This window comes from Providencia sp. 2023EL-00965 (genome assembly GCF_033550225.1).
In the GTDB taxonomy this organism is placed as follows: domain Bacteria; phylum Pseudomonadota; class Gammaproteobacteria; order Enterobacterales; family Enterobacteriaceae; genus Providencia; species Providencia manganoxydans.
The window spans coordinates 553,090-570,579 of record NZ_JAWUEH010000001.1; the positions used below are offsets into that span (position 1 = coordinate 553,090).

15 protein-coding genes and 1 tRNA gene are annotated in these 17,490 nt (G+C 41.2%); 6 read left to right on the forward strand and 10 right to left on the reverse strand.

The window, feature by feature from the left end; all coding sequences use genetic code 11:
- Positions 1–73: 73 nt before the first annotated feature.
- Positions 74–628 carry a VOC family protein gene (locus SC428_RS02550; protein ID WP_140179280.1) on the reverse strand — a complete coding sequence of 185 codons (555 nt, stop codon included), beginning with the start codon at positions 626–628 and terminating at the stop codon, positions 74–76.
- A 156-nt stretch (positions 629–784) separates the two neighbouring features.
- On the opposite strand from SC428_RS02550, the gene argS reads away from it, so the two are divergent.
- Positions 785–2,515: an arginine--tRNA ligase gene (gene argS / locus SC428_RS02555; protein WP_283125798.1), complete on the forward strand. Its 1,731-nt coding sequence runs from the start codon at positions 785–787 to the stop codon at positions 2,513–2,515.
- 72 nt (positions 2,516–2,587) lie between these two features.
- On the opposite strand, the gene murJ is transcribed toward argS, so the two are convergent.
- Together murJ and rimJ are read right to left on the reverse strand one after the other, a co-directional pair.
- Positions 2,588–4,123 (reverse strand): murein biosynthesis integral membrane protein MurJ, encoded by a 1,536-nt coding sequence (gene murJ / locus SC428_RS02560; RefSeq protein WP_318705766.1) that lies wholly within the window; start codon positions 4,121–4,123, stop codon positions 2,588–2,590.
- Positions 4,124–4,213: 90 nt separating this feature from the next.
- Positions 4,214–4,801 (reverse strand): ribosomal protein S5-alanine N-acetyltransferase, encoded by a 588-nt coding sequence (gene rimJ, locus SC428_RS02565; RefSeq protein WP_140179265.1) that lies wholly within the window; start codon positions 4,799–4,801, stop codon positions 4,214–4,216.
- A gap of 177 nt (positions 4,802–4,978) precedes the next feature.
- Here rimJ and mdtH point away from each other — a divergent pair, with 177 nt between their 5' ends.
- Entirely contained in the window at positions 4,979–6,181 is a 1,203-nt protein-coding gene (mdtH, locus tag SC428_RS02570) for a multidrug efflux MFS transporter MdtH (RefSeq protein ID WP_318705767.1), read from the forward strand.
- Positions 6,182–6,294: 113 nt separating this feature from the next.
- Positions 6,295–6,855, forward strand: coding sequence for a lipoprotein (locus SC428_RS02575; protein WP_070929633.1), 561 nt, complete (start codon positions 6,295–6,297; stop codon positions 6,853–6,855).
- Positions 6,856–7,102: 247 nt separating this feature from the next.
- Here SC428_RS02575 and SC428_RS02580 read toward each other — a convergent pair whose 3' ends face one another.
- Positions 7,103–7,648, reverse strand: a complete 546-nt coding sequence (locus SC428_RS02580) for a molecular chaperone (protein WP_318705768.1) — start codon at positions 7,646–7,648, stop codon at positions 7,103–7,105.
- A gap of 187 nt (positions 7,649–7,835) precedes the next feature.
- Positions 7,836–8,777: a glyoxylate/hydroxypyruvate reductase GhrA gene (gene ghrA / locus SC428_RS02585; RefSeq protein ID WP_070929635.1), complete on the reverse strand. Its 942-nt coding sequence runs from the start codon at positions 8,775–8,777 to the stop codon at positions 7,836–7,838.
- A 316-nt stretch (positions 8,778–9,093) separates the two neighbouring features.
- Between ghrA and SC428_RS02590 the strand changes: the two genes are divergently transcribed.
- Positions 9,094–9,181 (forward strand) — tRNA-Ser (locus SC428_RS02590).
- 23 nt (positions 9,182–9,204) lie between these two features.
- On the opposite strand, the gene SC428_RS02595 is transcribed toward SC428_RS02590, so the two are convergent.
- The 5 genes from SC428_RS02595 to SC428_RS02615 form a co-directional block, all read right to left on the reverse strand.
- Positions 9,205–10,707 (reverse strand): alanine/glycine:cation symporter family protein, encoded by a 1,503-nt coding sequence (locus tag SC428_RS02595; RefSeq protein WP_070929636.1) that lies wholly within the window; start codon positions 10,705–10,707, stop codon positions 9,205–9,207.
- An 81-nt stretch (positions 10,708–10,788) separates the two neighbouring features.
- Positions 10,789–12,273 carry an aldehyde dehydrogenase gene (locus SC428_RS02600; protein WP_140179329.1) on the reverse strand — a complete coding sequence of 495 codons (1,485 nt, stop codon included), beginning with the start codon at positions 12,271–12,273 and terminating at the stop codon, positions 10,789–10,791.
- 11 nt (positions 12,274–12,284) lie between these two features.
- The gene (gene dapA / locus SC428_RS02605) at positions 12,285–13,148 is read right to left on the reverse strand and encodes a 4-hydroxy-tetrahydrodipicolinate synthase (protein ID WP_070929638.1); all 864 of its coding nucleotides are present in this window, start codon (positions 13,146–13,148) and stop codon (positions 12,285–12,287) included.
- A gap of 18 nt (positions 13,149–13,166) precedes the next feature.
- Positions 13,167–14,414, reverse strand: coding sequence for an NAD(P)/FAD-dependent oxidoreductase (locus SC428_RS02610; RefSeq protein ID WP_070929639.1), 1,248 nt, complete (start codon positions 14,412–14,414; stop codon positions 13,167–13,169).
- 9 nt (positions 14,415–14,423) lie between these two features.
- Positions 14,424–15,374, reverse strand: a complete 951-nt coding sequence (locus tag SC428_RS02615) for a 4-hydroxyproline epimerase (protein WP_140186191.1) — start codon at positions 15,372–15,374, stop codon at positions 14,424–14,426.
- Positions 15,375–15,524: 150 nt separating this feature from the next.
- Between SC428_RS02615 and SC428_RS02620 the strand changes: the two genes are divergently transcribed.
- Together SC428_RS02620 and SC428_RS02625 are read left to right on the forward strand one after the other, a co-directional pair.
- Positions 15,525–16,346 (forward strand): helix-turn-helix domain-containing protein, encoded by an 822-nt coding sequence (locus tag SC428_RS02620; protein ID WP_070929640.1) that lies wholly within the window; start codon positions 15,525–15,527, stop codon positions 16,344–16,346.
- A gap of 507 nt (positions 16,347–16,853) precedes the next feature.
- Positions 16,854–17,483 carry a CDP-alcohol phosphatidyltransferase family protein gene (locus SC428_RS02625; protein ID WP_070929641.1) on the forward strand — a complete coding sequence of 210 codons (630 nt, stop codon included), beginning with the start codon at positions 16,854–16,856 and terminating at the stop codon, positions 17,481–17,483.
- The last annotated feature ends 7 nt before the right edge of the window (positions 17,484–17,490 follow it).

A 17,490-nucleotide genomic window follows, 5' to 3' on the forward strand; every position in this document is an offset into this window, starting at 1 on the left:
TTTCGTTATCGGATAAACATCACAGCATGAACAGTTTTTTGCGAGTTATTCTCAATAACGTTAATTACATCACTTATTTTTCACTTTCAATGATCTGTTTTAGTGTAAATGGATGATATTTGATGGTGATTAATCCATTTGTCACTGCTAATGTTGGATTAGGCAACCTTTCTGACTGGCCTTTTGGCTGACTGACTTTTATCGAATAGCCTGGAGGTAATGGTTGAGGTAATAATGCATACGCGGTATTTTCTAGCCGTTCTGGGGTAACATCAATCACCATTTCAACATGCTCCCAGGTTTCTTTTGGATAGACTTTCCCTTTGGGGAAAGGCAATTCAATCACAAACACCTCTTGGGATACCACATTCAGTGGTTGAAAAAGACTAAATAAACAAATTGGACGACCATTAATCTCATTTTCTGACATGAGGTGTGCACAACGCAGTAACCCTGTTCGCCAACGTTCTGCGGTTTCTCTATGATGACAACGCACAGACATATGATCAATCTGAAAATCAGTTAGGGAAATTTTTAGATCTTGCGCCATTTGCGTTAACTGTTGTTCAAATTCAGGTAAAGCCAGCCACAAATCGTGCAATTCTGCGATATTAGCAAAGTCAGTCATTTTAATTACTCTTTTACTTTTGAATAAAATCGCCAGACTGTAGCACGAGTCCCTCGAAATATGGTATAAAACCAGCCGAATTTTCTCTTCTTTCTTTTAGTTCTGCGCATGTGATGGCACAATGCGATAACTATGTTCGTTATTTAAGGTAATCCGGTGAATATTCAGGCTATTCTTTCAGATAAAATCAGTGCTGCAATGCAGGCAGCGGGAGCCCCAGAAGGCAGTGATGCACTTGTGCGTCAATCAGCAAAAGCCCAGTTTGGCGATTATCAAGCTAACGGTGTTATGGGCGCTGCTAAAAAAATGGGCATCAACCCCCGACAACTGGCCGAGCAAGTAGTTAACCACTTAGATCTTGAAGGGATTGCAAGTAAGACCGAAATTGCAGGCCCTGGCTTCATAAATATCTTTCTTGAGCCAACTTGGATTACTACACATGTTGAACGCGCACTTAACGATCCACATTTAGGCTTATCACCTGTTAAGCCTGAAACAATTGTGATCGACTATTCTGCCCCCAATGTGGCAAAACAAATGCATGTTGGACATTTACGTTCCACCATCATTGGTGATGCAGCAGCACGAACTCAAGAGTACCTTGGTCATAAAGTGATCCGTGCAAATCACGTTGGTGACTGGGGTACACAGTTTGGTATGCTAATCGCTTACCTTGAAAAAATGCAAAATGAAAACGCCAGTGATATGGCGCTAGCTGATCTCGAAGAATTTTATCGCGAAGCTAAACAGCACTATGATGCTGATCCTGCATTTGCTGAACGTGCCCGTGGGTATGTTGTTAAGTTACAGTCAGGTGATGAGTATTGCCGCAAAATGTGGCGTAAATTGGTTGACATCACCATGCAACAAAACCAAGAAACCTATCGTCGCTTAAATGTCACATTGACTGAAGATGATGTGATGGGTGAGAGTCTGTATAACAGCATGTTGCCGGGTATTGTTGCTGACCTTAAAGCAAAAGGCTTAGCTGTAGAAAGCGAAGGCGCTGCTGTCGTTTACCTTGATGAGTTTAAAAACAAAGAAGGTGAACCGATGGGCGTGATTGTCCAGAAAAAAGATGGTGGTTTCCTGTACACCACGACAGATATCGCTTGTGCAAAATATCGCCATGAAGTACTACATGCCGATCGCTCACTGTATTATATCGATTCACGCCAACATCAACATCTGATGCAAGCATGGACCATCGTACGTAAAGCTGGCTATATCCCTGATTCCATGTCACTTGAGCATCATATGTTTGGGATGATGTTAGGTAAAGATGGCAAACCATTTAAAACCCGCTCTGGTGGGACTGTACGTCTTTCTGATTTACTGGATGAAGCAATCGAGCGTGCACAAGCTTTGATCCGCACTAAAAACCCTGACATGCCAGAAGATGAGCTCAACAATGTCGCCAATGTCGTTGGTATCGGTGCCGTCAAATACGCCGATTTATCCAAAAGCCGTACCACCGATTATATCTTTGATTGGGATAATATGTTGGCCTTTGAAGGTAATACTGCGCCATACATGCAATATGCCTACACCCGTGTTGCTTCTATCTTTAAAAAAGCCGATGTGACACAAGCTGATCTTACGTCACCTGTAATGCTAGAAGATCCACGTGAAATTGCCTTAGCCACTCGCTTGATGCAATTTGAAGAAACTATTTTGCAGGTTGCTCGTGATGGAACACCACACGTGATGTGTGCTTATCTATATGACTTAGCAGGTCTTTTCTCTAGTTTCTATGAGCACTGCCCTGTTTTAACCGCAGACACAGAAGCACAGCGTCAAAGTCGTTTGAAATTAGCGCTACTGACTCAAAGAACCTTAAAAACAGGTCTAGATACTTTAGGTATTGATACTGTTGAAAGAATGTAATTTATTCTGTTTATATTAGATAGACTGAGCGCATATTCAATAATATGCGCTCTTTTTATTTATAATAAATAATCAAATACTGTGTTTCTTAAAATCTCTTGGGCGGAAGCCTAATGCAAATAACGCTGCAAAATAACTACCTGCACCAATCATCACCACAAATATTAAACGTAATAAACGCATGGCCATATTGCCTTGCTGCCATTCAGGCATAAATTGCAATACTCCAAACAGTACAGCCGCCATAACTAGTAGCGCAATGATTAATTTAACGATAAAACCACGCCAACCTGCTAGCGGTTTAAAAATCTCTTGCTTACGCAGCTGCCAGTAAAGAACACCCGCATTGAAACAAGCCGCTAGACCTATTGAAAGTGCAAGACCTGCGTGCTTCATTGGGCCAATAAAGGCTAAGTTCATCAATTGGGTTAAGATTAGTGTCACAATTGCTATTTTCACAGGAGTACGAATATCCTGACGTGAATAGAAGCCTGGCGCTAAGATTTTCACTAAAATCATACCCGTAAGGCCAACACAATAAGCCATTAGTGCATATTGCGTCATCAGCGAGTCATGAGCAGTAAATTTATCATATTGGAATAGTGAAACCGTGAGTGCTTCAGAAAGAATAGCTAGGCCAATCGCACAAGGCAGCGCTAGCAATAAACATAAACGCAACCCCCAATCCATTAAGTGACGATATTCTTGGTGGTTACCACTGGTAAAACTTTTTGATAATGAAGGTAATAAAATAGTCCCCAGCGCAACACCAAGTACCCCTGAAGGCAGTTCCATGAGCCTATCGGCATAATACATCCATGAAACTGACCCTGATTGGAGAAAGGATGCAAAAATAGTGTTGATGATCAGTGAGATTTGACTGACAGATACCCCTATAATTGCAGGTCCCATCATTTTCATTACTCGCCAAACACCGCTATCACGAAAAGAGAGTCGGGGCAGTACCAACATACCAATTTTCTTCAAATGTGGTAGCTGATAAACCAATTGCAGCACACCACCCACAATGACGGCCCAAGCCAATGACATCACTGGCGGATCAAAATAAGGGGCGGCAAAAGCGGCGAAGAAAATCATACTGACATTTAATAATGTCGGCGCGAATGCCGGTACCGAAAAACGGTTCCAAGTATTTAAGATCGCCCCAGCCAGTGAGGCCAGTGAGATTAGAAAAATATAAGGAAAAGTGACACGCAATAAATCTGTCGTTAAGGCAAATTTATCTGCATCTGTTGTAAAACCAGGCGCAGTAACATAGATAACCCATGGCGCTGCTATCATACCGATAATAGTCACAATCGCTAATGCAAGGGTTAACATCCCTGAAATATAAGCGACAAAGGTACGTGTTGCTTCATCTCCTTGTTGGTTCTTATATTCCGCTAATATGGGTACAAAAGCTTGAGAAAATGCCCCTTCGGCAAAAATACGCCGTAATAAGTTAGGCAGTTTAAATGCAACAAAAAAAGCATCTGCCGCTGCGCCGGCACCAAAGACTCGAGCAATGATAGCATCACGGATAAATCCAAGTACCCGTGACATCATGGTCATGGAACTTATCGCAGCTAACGATTTTAATAAATTCATGATTGGTAGACTAAAAGAAAACAATCGTGTCAGTTTAACAGCGCGAAGCATAACTGACTACGATTGAATGTCAAAATCAGCTTTTACCTATTATGACTTGAGGGACTTCCATTTTTCATAGGTCAGTGCAGTTAATACGTGATCACGCCATTGACCATCAATTTGCAAATACTGTTTTGCGTAACCTTCACGCTCAAAACCAAGGCGGGTCAACAAATCACCGCTACGTATATTATGTGGCATATAATTTGCCATAATACGATGCATTCCTTGATGTTGTTGCATATAACGAATCGATTGTACTAGGGCTTCATACATCAATCCCTGCCCTTGCCATTTTTCACCCAATGAATAGCCTAAATAACAAGCATGAAAAGCACCACGTAATACATTGCTGAAATTCGCGACCCCCATCACTTCATTTTCTTGGCTATCTAACAATAAAAAATGAAATGCATTACCTTGGCGATGCAATTCTGACATCAGTTGTAAACGATTATTCCAACTAGATGGATTAAAATGCGAGCTATCTCGGGTTGGCTCCCAAGGCTTTAAGAAGTCTTTATTTTCGCTGTAATAATCGGCTAATCGATAACCATCACGCTCATATGCCAACCTTACAACCATTCTTTCTGTCACAAGACGAACTTTAGGCTCATTTGATCGATAACCAAACATCGTTAACCCTTATAAAATTAAAATAATCAAAGACTGCACAACGATAAAAATGAAGCATCAAAAATAGGCAGGTATTACGATAAAAAAATATCATCTTCCTTTCTATATTCTACTGATATTATTGATGAGAAACATTAAGAATCCTTCCTTGTTTGTTATTTTTTACAATGGTGTGTCATGGCACAGGTGTCACAGGCGAGAAGCCTAGGTAAATATTTTTTACTCCTAGATAATATGTTAGTCGTTCTAGGTTTTTTCGTTGTCTTTCCATTAATTTCGATTCGTTTTGTCGATCAACTAGGTTGGGCTGCTGTTATTGTTGGTTTTGCATTAGGCATCCGACAATTAGTCCAGCAAGGGCTTGGTATCTTTGGCGGTGCTATCGCAGACCGTTTTGGCGCCAAACCCATGATTGTGATTGGTATGCTATTACGCGCCAGTGGTTTTGCATTAATGGCTGTGGCTTACGATCCATGGGTACTATGGCTGTCATGTATACTTTCTGCTTTAGGTGGTACCTTATTTGACCCGCCAAGAACTGCTTTAGTGATAAAACTGACTCGCCCTTATGAGCGTGGTCGTTTTTATTCACTGCTTCTAATGCAAGACAGTGCAGGTGCTGTTATAGGTGCACTTATTGGTAGTTGGTTACTTCAATATGATTTCCACTATGTATGTTGGGCCGGTGCTGCTGTATTTGTTATTGCCGCGATCTTCAATGTTTGGTTACTGCCTGCCTACCGTATTTCAACAACGAGAACACCAATAAAAGAAGGAATGGGACGAGTCCTGAAAGATAAACGCTTTGTCACTTATGTTGTGACTCTGGCTGGCTATTTTATGTTGTCAGTGCAAGTGATGCTCATGTTCCCTATCGTGGTTAACGAACTAGCTGGTACACCTACCGCAGTAAAATGGATGTATGCCATCGAAGCTGCTATATCACTAACACTGCTTTACCCTATTGCACGATGGAGTGAAAAATATTTCCGCCTTGAACAACGCTTAATGGCTGGATTATTGTTAATGAGTTTAAGCATGTTCCCTATTGGTATGACAAGCTCCCTGCATGTGTTATTTGGCTTAATTTGTCTGTTCTATTTAGGTACGGTAACTGCGGATCCCGCAAGAGAGACTCTCAGTGCATCACTCGCTGATCCTCGTGCTCGCGGTAGTTATATGGGCTTCAGCCGATTAGGGTTAGCTTTAGGTGGAGCAGTAGGTTATACAGGCGGTGGCTGGATGTATGATATCGGCCATCAATGGAATATGCCGCAATTACCTTGGTTTTTACTTGGTATTATCGGCTTTATTACCTTGTGGGCACTACATAAACAATTTAACCGTAAAAAAATTGAATCAGCCATGTTAAGCGGTTAAGGGCAATACTTTTGCTATCTAATCGCCTGTTAAATTAAATTGTTTCCGACTGAAATTCCCCCGTAACGACAATTATAGGATAAGATAATAGTGTTACAGTAAAAGGAGCATTTATGAAACAATTTATATTGGCTGCAATGATTGGCTGTTTTACTTTACTCACAGGTTGTAGCCAGCTAACTGAGTTTTCTATTAGCGAAGGAACCATTAATAATTACCTAGCAACTAAGGTTAAATACAACCACAATGTGGGAATTTCTGGCGTCGCTGACGCAGACATTCAGTTAGCTAATTTAAAATCAGAAATTGGTCGAACAGAACCGGGGATGATTGCCCTTACTGGTGAAGCTACTGTCAATTTGGATTCACTACTGGGTAAAACCAGCGCTAAAATTGAACTAACACTAACTGCTCGCCCTTATTTTGATGCTCAAGCAGGCGCGATTTACCTGAGAGAACTGAATATTAGTCAATATAAAGTGATCCCTGAAAATATGGATACCGCTATCTCAGCAGTGATCCCATATCTCAATAGCTCACTAGGAACCTTCTTTGAAACTCAACCTGTTTATGTGTTAAACCCTGACAATAGTGCTGTTGAAGCAACCGCTAAAAAGTTAGCTAAGGGTATCGAAGTAAAACCGGGTAAGATAATTATTCCATTAGTTGACTGAGCTCCATAAATTTTTTCGATTGATAAAAGCACAAAAGGCAACGGTTTTAACACGTTGCCTTTTGTATTTATACGTTTACTCGTCATACTTCAAATTACAGTGTTGTTGACTACGCTCATTCGCACTAGTCACCTACCTATGTAGGCTCCTAGCGACTCACTCGCTTCTCGCCTAACTGCACCTCGAATTATTTAGAGTATATACCTATTAATCATCAAAAACTTTTGCGACAATAAACGTGACGCTGTCACTCAGACTCTAATTCATCTCTCAATGCAATGACTGCATCTCGAGCAATTTGTGCCAATGTACGATAAAAGGCCGTTGAGGCATGAGCCTCCATTTTACCTAAAAATGTCCCGTACCAACTCAGAATAAAGCTATCAAATAACTCAATTTGAGCCGCCGTTTCATCTTCTGCGGCTTGATCTTCAAGCCAAGAAGCCGCTAATAACAATGATCCAAATGCATCCGTTCTTGCATTTGTTACTGTCATTCCACGTTCAACTAAAAATTCACGGATCTCAGCTTCTGCAATTTCAGCATCATAGTCATGGGCAAAGACTGAAACGGCGGCTGTTTCCCCTACAAATAGAGCCTGATAGTCAGCCACAATCGCTTTCATTTCAACTGATTTTGCCATACGAGCCCATAACTCATCCTGTTCTAATGGCCATGATGCCTTTAATTTGTCTTGGGCGATCATCTCAAGCAATGGTTTCACCAGACTATCATCAGGAGAACGCTGAAATAATGTTCCTAAGATACGGCAGACAATTGAAAATTCATTCATATATAATCCCTGTTTTGCGATATGCGATAACCAACCCTTACTATACTCTCTATAATTCGAGGTGCAGTTTAGCGGCAAGTGAATGAGTCGCTAGGAGCCTACATAAATTGGTGACTGCCACGGACGTAGTCACTATCTCTTAATGAAAAGCGCTGCAATTTGAAGTATGACGAGTATAAATAGTATATTAGTAACCACGTCCCATATCTACTATCCCGAAAGGTTGTTGCCCACTTTCAATTCGCTTAATATTATTGCTGATCATATCCATAGCCTCTTGAGGCACTGTGATCGCGGCAATATGTGGTGTGATGGCAACACGCGGGTGAGTCCAGAACGGATGCATCTGCGGTAATGGTTCACTCGCAAAGACATCTAAAGACGCACCAGCCACCTGACCTGATTCAAGTGCAACTAACAGATCTTGCTCAATTAAATGAGAACCGCGAGCAAGGTTAATGATATAGGCCTTTTGTTGCAGCTGGCTAAACAGTGATTGGTTTAAGATCCCAACAGTTTGTGGCGTACTAGGTAATAAGTTGATAATGACACGAGTCCCCTGCAAGAAATCACTTAACTGCTCTTGCCCATGGTAACTTATGACTTTATCAATTTGCTTTTCACTTCGGCTCCATGTTCTCACATGAAAACCAAACTCAACTAATCTTTTAGCAACCGCTTGCCCCAATGCCCCTGCGCCCATAATACCAACCACAAAATCTTCATGTCGATTTGCAGGAAGCGGTTTCCATTGACGCTGTGATTGGAATTGGCGATATTCATCCATGCGACGAAAGTAATAAAGTACTTTTGCCATTGCATATTCTTCCATTTGTAGAGCCATGCCTGTGTCTTCTAAACGCATTAATGGCACACCCGCTGGCAATGTTCCTGGATTTTCATGCTCTTGTTTTAAAATCGCATCAACCCCCGCCCCAAGCGCAAAAATGCCTTTCAAGTCTTTTCGCCCCGCTAAACATTCATAAGGAGGCAACCAAACCATGGCATAATCTGCCTTTTGGTTATCCCCTTTTACCCATTGGCGTATGTTGGCTTGTGGAAGGCGAGTTTGCATGCCCTCTATCCACTCGTTAGCATCAAAAGACGGATGATAAAATAGAATATTCATGACAACTCCTTTTATGTTTACCCACAGAGTGTGATGAAAATGTCTTACTTTCAAGCGAATAGAATGATAGATAGTCATTCCGATTGATATTTTGTTAAGCAGCTTACGAATTTTAAAATTAGTGCTTGAAGTTTAAATTAACCATCAATTAATCATACAAGATTAGATAATAGCCAAACTGCTTTATATTTAGCTAAACAAGCAATAAAACAGTAAAAAAGAATAAATAGGGAGTTGACGCAAGCCACGCTTTTCCCTATAGTAGCGCCCCGTTGTAGGACAAGTTATTTTGCCCACAACGAGAAATTAAAAATACGGTGAGGTGTCCGAGAGGCTGAAGGAGCACGCCTGGAAAGTGTGTATACGGCAACGTATCGAGGGTTCGAATCCCTCCCTCACCGCCATTTTTAATTAAATTCCTTATTGGTTATTTCTGCTCTGTCGTTAACTCACCTTCTGTTTTACCCACTTTGTTTTGTTGTTGAGATTGGTATTCTTTACTAATATCTTCCCATAATTCAGCATTCTCAACGCCCGCGACTTTAGGGTCAAATACAGGGTCAATACCCAGTTTTTCTTGTCGTTCATAGTCACGTAATGCTCTCAATGCGGGTTTAGATAAGAAAACAATCGCAATTAAGTTAAGGTAACTCATACTACCAAAACCAATATCGCCTAAACTCCACATCATACTCACGGACTGAACACTTCCCATAAAGAGGATAACTAAGAAAACTAGCTTTAATATCAACTTTAAAACAGGGTATTTAAGCTTACGATCTAAATAAACAATCGTTGTTTCAGCGATATAGTAATATGCCATTAACGTGGTAAATGCGAATAAGAAAACAGCAATAGCAACAAAACCAGACCCTGCAGATTCAAATACCGTTGATACCGCCATTTGTGTCCATGCAGTTCCCGCAGCAACCCCCGGCACATGCTCAACCAATGCAGAGGCAGCGCCATCAGGGAAAACGTTATACATATTAGTGACGAGGATCATCAGCCCTGAAGCCGTACACACTACAACCGTATCTATATAGATTGAAAAGGCCTGTATTAACCCTTGTTTTGCCGGATGACTCACTTCCGCAGCTGCCGAGCTGAATGTTGCCTCACCAGCGCCCGCCACATTAGAAAATACCGCTCTACGTACTCCCCAAGAAACGGCTGTACCGACAATACCACCAAATACCGCATCCATCCCTAATGCACTACGGAAAATCAGTCCAAACATAGCGGGAACTTTCTCATAGTGGCTACCTAATATAATCACCATCATGATAATGTAAGCGACAGCCATTAGTGGCACGACTTTATCAGCAGCGCTGGCAATTCTTTTTACTCCACCAAAAATCAGCCAAGCCATTAACACGGTCACGATCGCACCAGTTACCATGGGTGGAATGTTAAATGACGTTTGAAAAGAATCGGCTATGGTATTGGCTTGGATCCCCGGCACCAATACGCCATATGATAAGCAAATTACTGCCGCCACAATAATAGCAAACGGTTTGAGTTTTAACCCTTTTTCAATGTAATAAGGCGATCCACCACGATATTGCCCATCAGAACGTTGTTTATATATTTGAGCCAGTGTTGATTCAATAAATGCACTTGCGCCCCCTAATAAGCCCATGACTACCATCCAAAATATGGCTCCCGGACCACCAGCGGCGATGGCTGTCGCCACCCCTGCAATATTACCAACACCAACACGACCGGATAATGCGAGACAAAACGCTTGGAATGATGATATTCCTTCTTTTGAGGCTTTATTTTCTTTCAGTAAGCAAACCATTTTAATTAAATAGCGAAACTGAACACCACGTGTAGCTAATGTAAAGTACAACCCAACACCTAGTGATAAAATCACTAAGGCATTACCCCAAATGTATCCAACGAGCGTATTCACGATGGCTTCCATATGAGTACTCCTTCGTTATTGTAATTGTCTGTTTGTAGGGTAAAAAAAACCTGAATTCATCAAATTCAGGTTATCGAGTTATTAATGATTAATAATCCAAATCACTTTTGTCTGTGTATATTGTTCGAAGGCCTCTAGCCCATTATCTTTACCGCCGAACCCTGATTGCTTAAATCCACCAAAGGGTGTGGTGATGTTACCTTCGCTAAACCCATTTACAGAAACTGTACCTGCGTTAATTTGACGGGCAACTTTCATAACACGATGCACATTTTGACTATAGAAAGAAGCCGCTAATCCATAATGGGTGTCGTTGGCTAATGCAATAGCTTCTTCATCGGTAGAGAAAGTGGATACCGCAAGCAAAGGACCAAACACCTCATTCTTAAATAATGACATCTCTGGGGTCACATTATCGAAAATGGTCGGTTCAATGTACCAGCCGCTGCCTAATTCACTGTGAATTTTTCCTCCAGAGACAATTTTTGCGCCCTCCTTTATAGAAACATCAATAAATGACTTCACTTTTTCAAAATGCGCTTTTTCAACCATAGGACCGATAGACACTGAATCATCCATTGGATTACCGACTTTCCAGCTGGTGCTTGCAGCGATTAATTTATCCAATAGCGATTGGCGAATGCTTTCATGAACAATCAGGCGTGACCCACAACTACAGTTCTCACTCATATTCCAAAATGCAGCGGCCATAATATGTGGAACCGCAGCGTCAAGATCGGCGTCGGCAAACACGACTTGTGGACTCTTACCTCCGCACTCTAATACGATCTCTTTTAAATTACTTTCGGCAGAGTATTTAAGAAATAAACGGCCTACCTCGGTAGAGCCTGTAAATGAAACGATATCAATATCCGCATGGCGACCAATGGCTTCACCGACCTTTTCGCCTAAACCACACACTAAACTCAGAGCACCTTTCGGTACACCTGCCTCATAAGCTAGTTCAACCATACGATACGCGCTCAGAGAGGTTAACTCGGCGGGTTTTACTATTACAGAGTTCCCTGCCGCTAAGGCCGGCGCGACCTTCCAAGCAAACATTTGTGCGGGGAAGTTCCATGGTAATACTGCCCCAACTACACCGATAGGCTCATGAACAATCAATCCAAGCTCTTGCTGACCAGTGGGTGCCACTTTGCCAAACATTTTATCTAGCGCTTCTGCATACCAATAGAATGTTTCAATGGTTGCTGGCATGTCTGTATTTAAGCATTCCGTGATTGGTTTGCCTGCATCGACACAATCTAAAGCCGCAAGCTCTTCACTGTGCTGTTCAATTAAAGTCGCCCAACGCAACATCACTTGTTTACGTTCCTGAGGCGATAAATTTTTCCAATCACCTGAAATAAAAGTATTTCTAGCTACTGTAACCGCAGCATCAACGTCGGCGGCTTGTCCATCAGCGATATAACCGATCACGCTATCATCAATAGGGGTACGATTTTCCAGTTTTGCACCACTATCCTGATAATTTTCGATAAGGCAGCCAGCCCAAAGTTGGCCGCCTTTAGCTCGTTCAAATACCTGCTCTTTTGTTATTTTCATCATTTCCCTCCTCATTTGATTAAGGCAAGAAAATCACGTTGCTGCTGTGATGAAATGTTGGATAATGGCATTCTGACTGGCCCGACATCGACGGTTCCTTTGATACAACCCGCTTTCGCTTTTTGGTTATAATCACCAGATTCCATCGAATAAATAGCTGGATAAATCTGTGACATAATTTGTTTCGCTTTAACCCAATCGCCTTGTTGTGCAGCGTTAAAAATCGCAACTTGTTCAGCAGGAAATACGTTGCCAGCACCAGCAATCCAACTTTTAGCTCCCCAGAAGAAAAAATCGACGGGTTGGTCATCACAACCACAAATCACTTCAAAATTATCAAATTGGGTTTGCAGTAAACGTAAAGCGCGACTAAAGTCACCACTACTTTCTTTGATGGCAACAATGTTTTTCACCTTCGATAGATGCACCACGGTGTCATATTCAATTTCGATACCAATACGTGCAGGGAAGTTATACATAATGATTGGTAGTGTTGTTGCCGCAGCCACTGTTTCGTAATGGGCGATAACACCTTGCTGATCAGGTAGGCTATAAGGCGGAGGCGATAACATTAATCCTTCGTAACCCAATAATTTTGCCTGCTCAGCACGCTTTATTGCGCCTTCAGTAGATAAATCATTGATACCCGCTATCAGGGTTACGCGACCTTTAGCAATTTTGCTGACGGTCGTTAAAACCGTTTCACGCTCGGCTTCACTTAACGCGTAATATTCCCCTGTCGTACCACATACCACTAAACCAGAAACACCTTTTTCAATAAGAGTCTCAGTCAGTTGGGCCAGACCACTCACATTTAATGAAAAATCACTGTGAAATGGTGTAACAATAGGGACAACAATGCCATGAAAATTCATATAAAACTCCTTGAAATCTTAAAGAAAACGCTCAATCGAATAAGGAGAGCAATCGATTGAAGTCGATCGCCCTTGAAACAAGCTTTGTACAATTTTTGCAGTCACTGCCGCTTGAGTCAGTCCTAAGTGTTGATGACCAAAAGCAAAAATATAAGGACCTTTTTTATCAATGACGGGTAAAGAATCTGCGAGTGTTGGACGAAATCCCATCCATTCTGTAGATTGATAATTATTTAATGGTGTATTTAACATTGGATTAGCAAGCGGTAAGAAATGACGCGCTCGTTGCATATTTGCGGGCCGTTTCAAGCCCGCATACTCGACTGTACCAGCAAGGCGTAATCCGCCATTCATAGGTGTCATGATAAAACGTCTATCAATACTTGATACTGGTACGTTTAACCGTCCTATTTCATTAGGCAGCATTAAATGATAACCACGCTCTGTTTCAAGTGGTACACGAATGCGGCTGATCATACTGACTAAGGATTTAGAAAATGCGCCACCAGCAATCACTATTTGTTTTGCCACGACTTGGCCTTGCGATGTGGTTAACACCACTTTGTCATTGCTTGGTGCATTAATTGCTGTCACTTCACACTCGGTGAGTAGTTCACCACCTAAACGTGAAAAATGCTCAACTAACTTGATGTGTAACTGTTTAAGATCGACCACATGCCCCGTATCAGGGTAAAACAGTCCCCCCAACTGGTTATGTGCCAATGCAGGTTCACGCTCAAGCAACTGTGATTGGGTTAATAGCTGATTGGTGACACCTATCGAGTTGAGATATTCACCATGTTTACGTAATTTTTCTAGTGATGAGGCCTTTTCTGCGACCAGTAAAGAGCCTTCAATCTTAATTAAATCAGTTAATTGCCATTGTTCACTAAATGATTGCCATGCTTCTAAAGAAACACCATTAATTGCAGATAACGCATGATGAATATGTGTAAATGGTTTATGTCGCATGTTACCAAGCAGACGTAATAACCACGGTGTTAATCTCAGTAAATAGCGCCAATCCAAACGCAGTGCCCCAAGGGGATCGAATAACATTCCAGGGATAGATTTCAAAATCGAAGGGTCAGCAACAGGAAAAACTTGTTCTGTTGCAATATGCCCCGCATTACCAAATGAGGCTCCTGCACCTATATGATCTTTTTCGACTAACAAGACATCAGTGCCATCAGCTTGCAATGTCAGTGCAATGCTTAATCCAATAATTCCGCCACCGATGACAACCACAGAATGTTTTTTATCCATGTTATGCCCTCACGATACCGTGATCCCCCAACAAAATGGGTCAGTTTCATCAAGCAATAAGGTATTTCGACCACTGATATAAGCGTTTCCACGGATCGTTGGAATGATGCCATTACCGTCAGCCCATAAGTAACTCGCCTCAAACTGGCTACCGATTACACTCGCTTGATGCCAAAGGGCACCTTCATTTAGTTTGCCATCTGCGGCCAAACAGGCCAGTTTAGCACTGGTTCCCGTACCACAAGGTGAACGGTCATATGCACCACCAGGACATAACACAAAACTTTGACTATCGGCTTTCTCGTAACTGCCAAACAATTCTATATGGTCAATTTCCTGGCCGTCTTTTCCGTAGATCCCTTGCTCCACCAATGCACTCTTTATCTTTATACATACCTCGGTTAGTGCCTTAGCATTACGATAATCAATAGCTAAAGGGGATTGCTCAACCAAAAAGAACCAATTGCCCCCCCACGCAATATCTCCCGTTATCACGCCAACTTCGGGTACATTAAGAGTGACTGATTTACGATAACGATAAGAGTAAACATTTTGAATGCTAACGCTGCCGTCAGCATGGAGTGTAGCCCTAACATCACCAACCGGTGTTTCAATAAGATGCTCTCCAGCCGTGATTTTACCTAGATAAGATAATGAGGCTACGAGGCCAATAGTGCCATGCCCACACATACCCAGATAACCTTCATTATTGAAAAAAATGACTCCCGCCGCTGCTTGTGGGTTTTGCGGCTTGCAAAGTAGCGCCCCAACTAAAATATCGTTGCCACGTGGTTCCAATATGGTAGTTGTACGCCATTGGTCATGATCGTTTTTTAGACGTTTTAATCGAGAAGCCATATCTCCATCGCCCAAATCAGGAAAACCATCAATCACTAAGCGTGTTGGCTCGCCCGCTGTGTGTGAATCAATTACTTCGATTTTTGTATAGCGCTTGTGCATATTGCGTCCTCTGCCACATTAATTGTTAACAGAATGCTTGATTTTTGTTAAAGGATCTTGATATCTTTCGTGCACACTGATGCGTAATTCAGCACAATTTAAAAATATTTAAGATAACTGATTAAATATGTTGAATTTCTAGGAGGCCGCATGATTAATTTAAATAAATTGCTACTGATTAGTCAGGAGAATATGCTGTTTCCCGTTGATAATATTGACGTACTTTTAAATCACCTTGGGCTAGTCATGCCTTTAATCAATACATTGCCTAACGTTACTTTCTTTGTTAAAGACTGTGATGCTAAATATCTTCTAGCGAATGAAAACCTAGCAAAACGCTGTAAAATTAAATCTATTGATGGAGTGATTGGTAAACGGGCAGAAGATATTTTTCATGCTGAATTAGGTGGAAGTTATAGCTCACAAGACTATCTTGTGATGCAAAAGAAAATTAGCGTCATTAACAAATTAGAATTACATCTTTATAAGGCAGGCTTATTAGGATGGTGTGTCACGACTAAAGTACCTATATTTAACACATACAACCAAGTCATTGGTGTTGCAGGAATTTCTGTCGATTTGCAAGATGAAAAGTCTGTTAGCCCTAAATTAAATAAGCAATTAAGCCAAGTAGAACATTATATTAGTCAATACTTTGATACACCGATAAAAATAACCACTCTCGCAGAGATTTCTGGATTATCTTTATCACAACTCAACCGCCAATTTAAAGCCATATTTCATATAACTCCCCAGCAATATATTCAAAAGAAACGACTTGAGCATGCTATTGAATTGCTTGAGGAGGATTATTCTATCACTGAAATATCTATCAAATGCGCTTACGCCGATCACAGTGCTTTTTGTCGTAAATTTAAAGAAATGACCACAATGACACCAAGCCAATTTAAACGGATGCGCCTTAATATTGCTAAAACTTCATTTATTGAAGACCAAGCTATCGAAATATAACAATCACCATTTTCTTTTATATTTAAAACAGCTCCTAGTGCAACTAAGAAATAATTAAATAAGTCGTAATAGCACAGAGAATACGGTGACTTACGCAATTGTGCGTAGTCGCCATACTTCAATGTAAAATACAACAACTTGCTATATACCTAGTAGCGAGTAGGTTGGCCTATTCGTTCTCTAATACCTTTAGCTGCATCATATAGAGCCATATTTAACAGCATATTTGATAATTCAATGTTATTCGTATCTTTATCCCCACAAAAGTGACGCTGTCACTGCATCGTTAACTTAGGATAGCTCTTATTGCAGCTTAGAAATAATAGCGTATTGATATAGCTAGATACTGACGATATTTCAAGTTATAGGGTTGTTGACTTGTTCATTCACATTAGTCATCGACTAATACAAATCTCCCAGCGACTCATGCACTTGTCGACCAACCGTATCTTGAATGATTAAAAGTATATTTGATGTATTGCTGTTGCGAATAACAAGGATGAATAAATGACAATCTATGATCTGAAACCCAAGTTTCAGAACCTCTTACGCCCTATTGTACAAAAGCTTTATGATTCAAATGTAACCGCTAATCAAGTAACCGTTACTGCGATGCTATTGTCCATCATAGTAGGAACATTACTACTCCTTTTCCCGTACCCACAGCTATTTATATTATTACCCTTTATTTTGTTTATTCGTATGGCGCTCAATGCAATTGATGGCATGCTTGCGCGTGAACACGATCAAAAAAGTGACCTAGGCGCAATTTTAAATGAAATTGGGGATGTCATTTCTGATATCGCATTGTACCTACCCTTTATCTTATTATTTCCACATGATTTTTGGTTGATCTTGCTCATTCTAGTACTCGCTCTTTTCACTGAATTTATTGGTGTTATCGCACAAGCTATTGGTGCCTCGCGCCGCTACGATGGGCCTATCGGTAAAAGTGATCGTGCATTTGTATTTGGCGCTATAGGGCTTATCGTGTCGATTTTTCCACAGTGGATAACATCCTATTGGTTTACTCTTATATTCATCTTTCTGTCCTTGTTGCTGTTTTATACCTGCTTTAACCGTATTCGTCGTGCGCTGATTGAGCTCAACGCTAAAACGGATGATCATTCATATTAAGGAACTA

Coding starts and splice junctions, on each gene's coding strand:
- SC428_RS02600 (WP_140179329.1), bottom strand. CDS start 12,273: ATGAAAATAACAAAAGAGCAGGTATTTGAACGAGCTAAAGGCGGCCAA.
- rimJ (WP_140179265.1), bottom strand. CDS start 4,801: ATGTTTGGTTATCGATCAAATGAGCCTAAAGTTCGTCTTGTGACAGAA.
- SC428_RS02550 (WP_140179280.1), bottom strand. CDS start 628: ATGACTGACTTTGCTAATATCGCAGAATTGCACGATTTGTGGCTGGCT.
- SC428_RS02580 (WP_318705768.1), bottom strand. CDS start 7,648: ATGAATGAATTTTCAATTGTCTGCCGTATCTTAGGAACATTATTTCAG.
- SC428_RS02625 (WP_070929641.1), top strand. CDS start 16,854: ATGACAATCTATGATCTGAAACCCAAGTTTCAGAACCTCTTACGCCCT.
- dapA (WP_070929638.1), bottom strand. CDS start 13,148: ATGAATTTTCATGGCATTGTTGTCCCTATTGTTACACCATTTCACAGT.
- murJ (WP_318705766.1), bottom strand. CDS start 4,123: ATGAATTTATTAAAATCGTTAGCTGCGATAAGTTCCATGACCATGATG.
- mdtH (WP_318705767.1), top strand. CDS start 4,979: ATGGCACAGGTGTCACAGGCGAGAAGCCTAGGTAAATATTTTTTACTC.
- SC428_RS02620 (WP_070929640.1), top strand. CDS start 15,525: ATGATTAATTTAAATAAATTGCTACTGATTAGTCAGGAGAATATGCTG.
- SC428_RS02595 (WP_070929636.1), bottom strand. CDS start 10,707: ATGGAAGCCATCGTGAATACGCTCGTTGGATACATTTGGGGTAATGCC.
- SC428_RS02615 (WP_140186191.1), bottom strand. CDS start 15,374: ATGCACAAGCGCTATACAAAAATCGAAGTAATTGATTCACACACAGCG.
- SC428_RS02610 (WP_070929639.1), bottom strand. CDS start 14,414: ATGGATAAAAAACATTCTGTGGTTGTCATCGGTGGCGGAATTATTGGA.
- SC428_RS02575 (WP_070929633.1), top strand. CDS start 6,295: ATGAAACAATTTATATTGGCTGCAATGATTGGCTGTTTTACTTTACTC.
- ghrA (WP_070929635.1), bottom strand. CDS start 8,777: ATGAATATTCTATTTTATCATCCGTCTTTTGATGCTAACGAGTGGATA.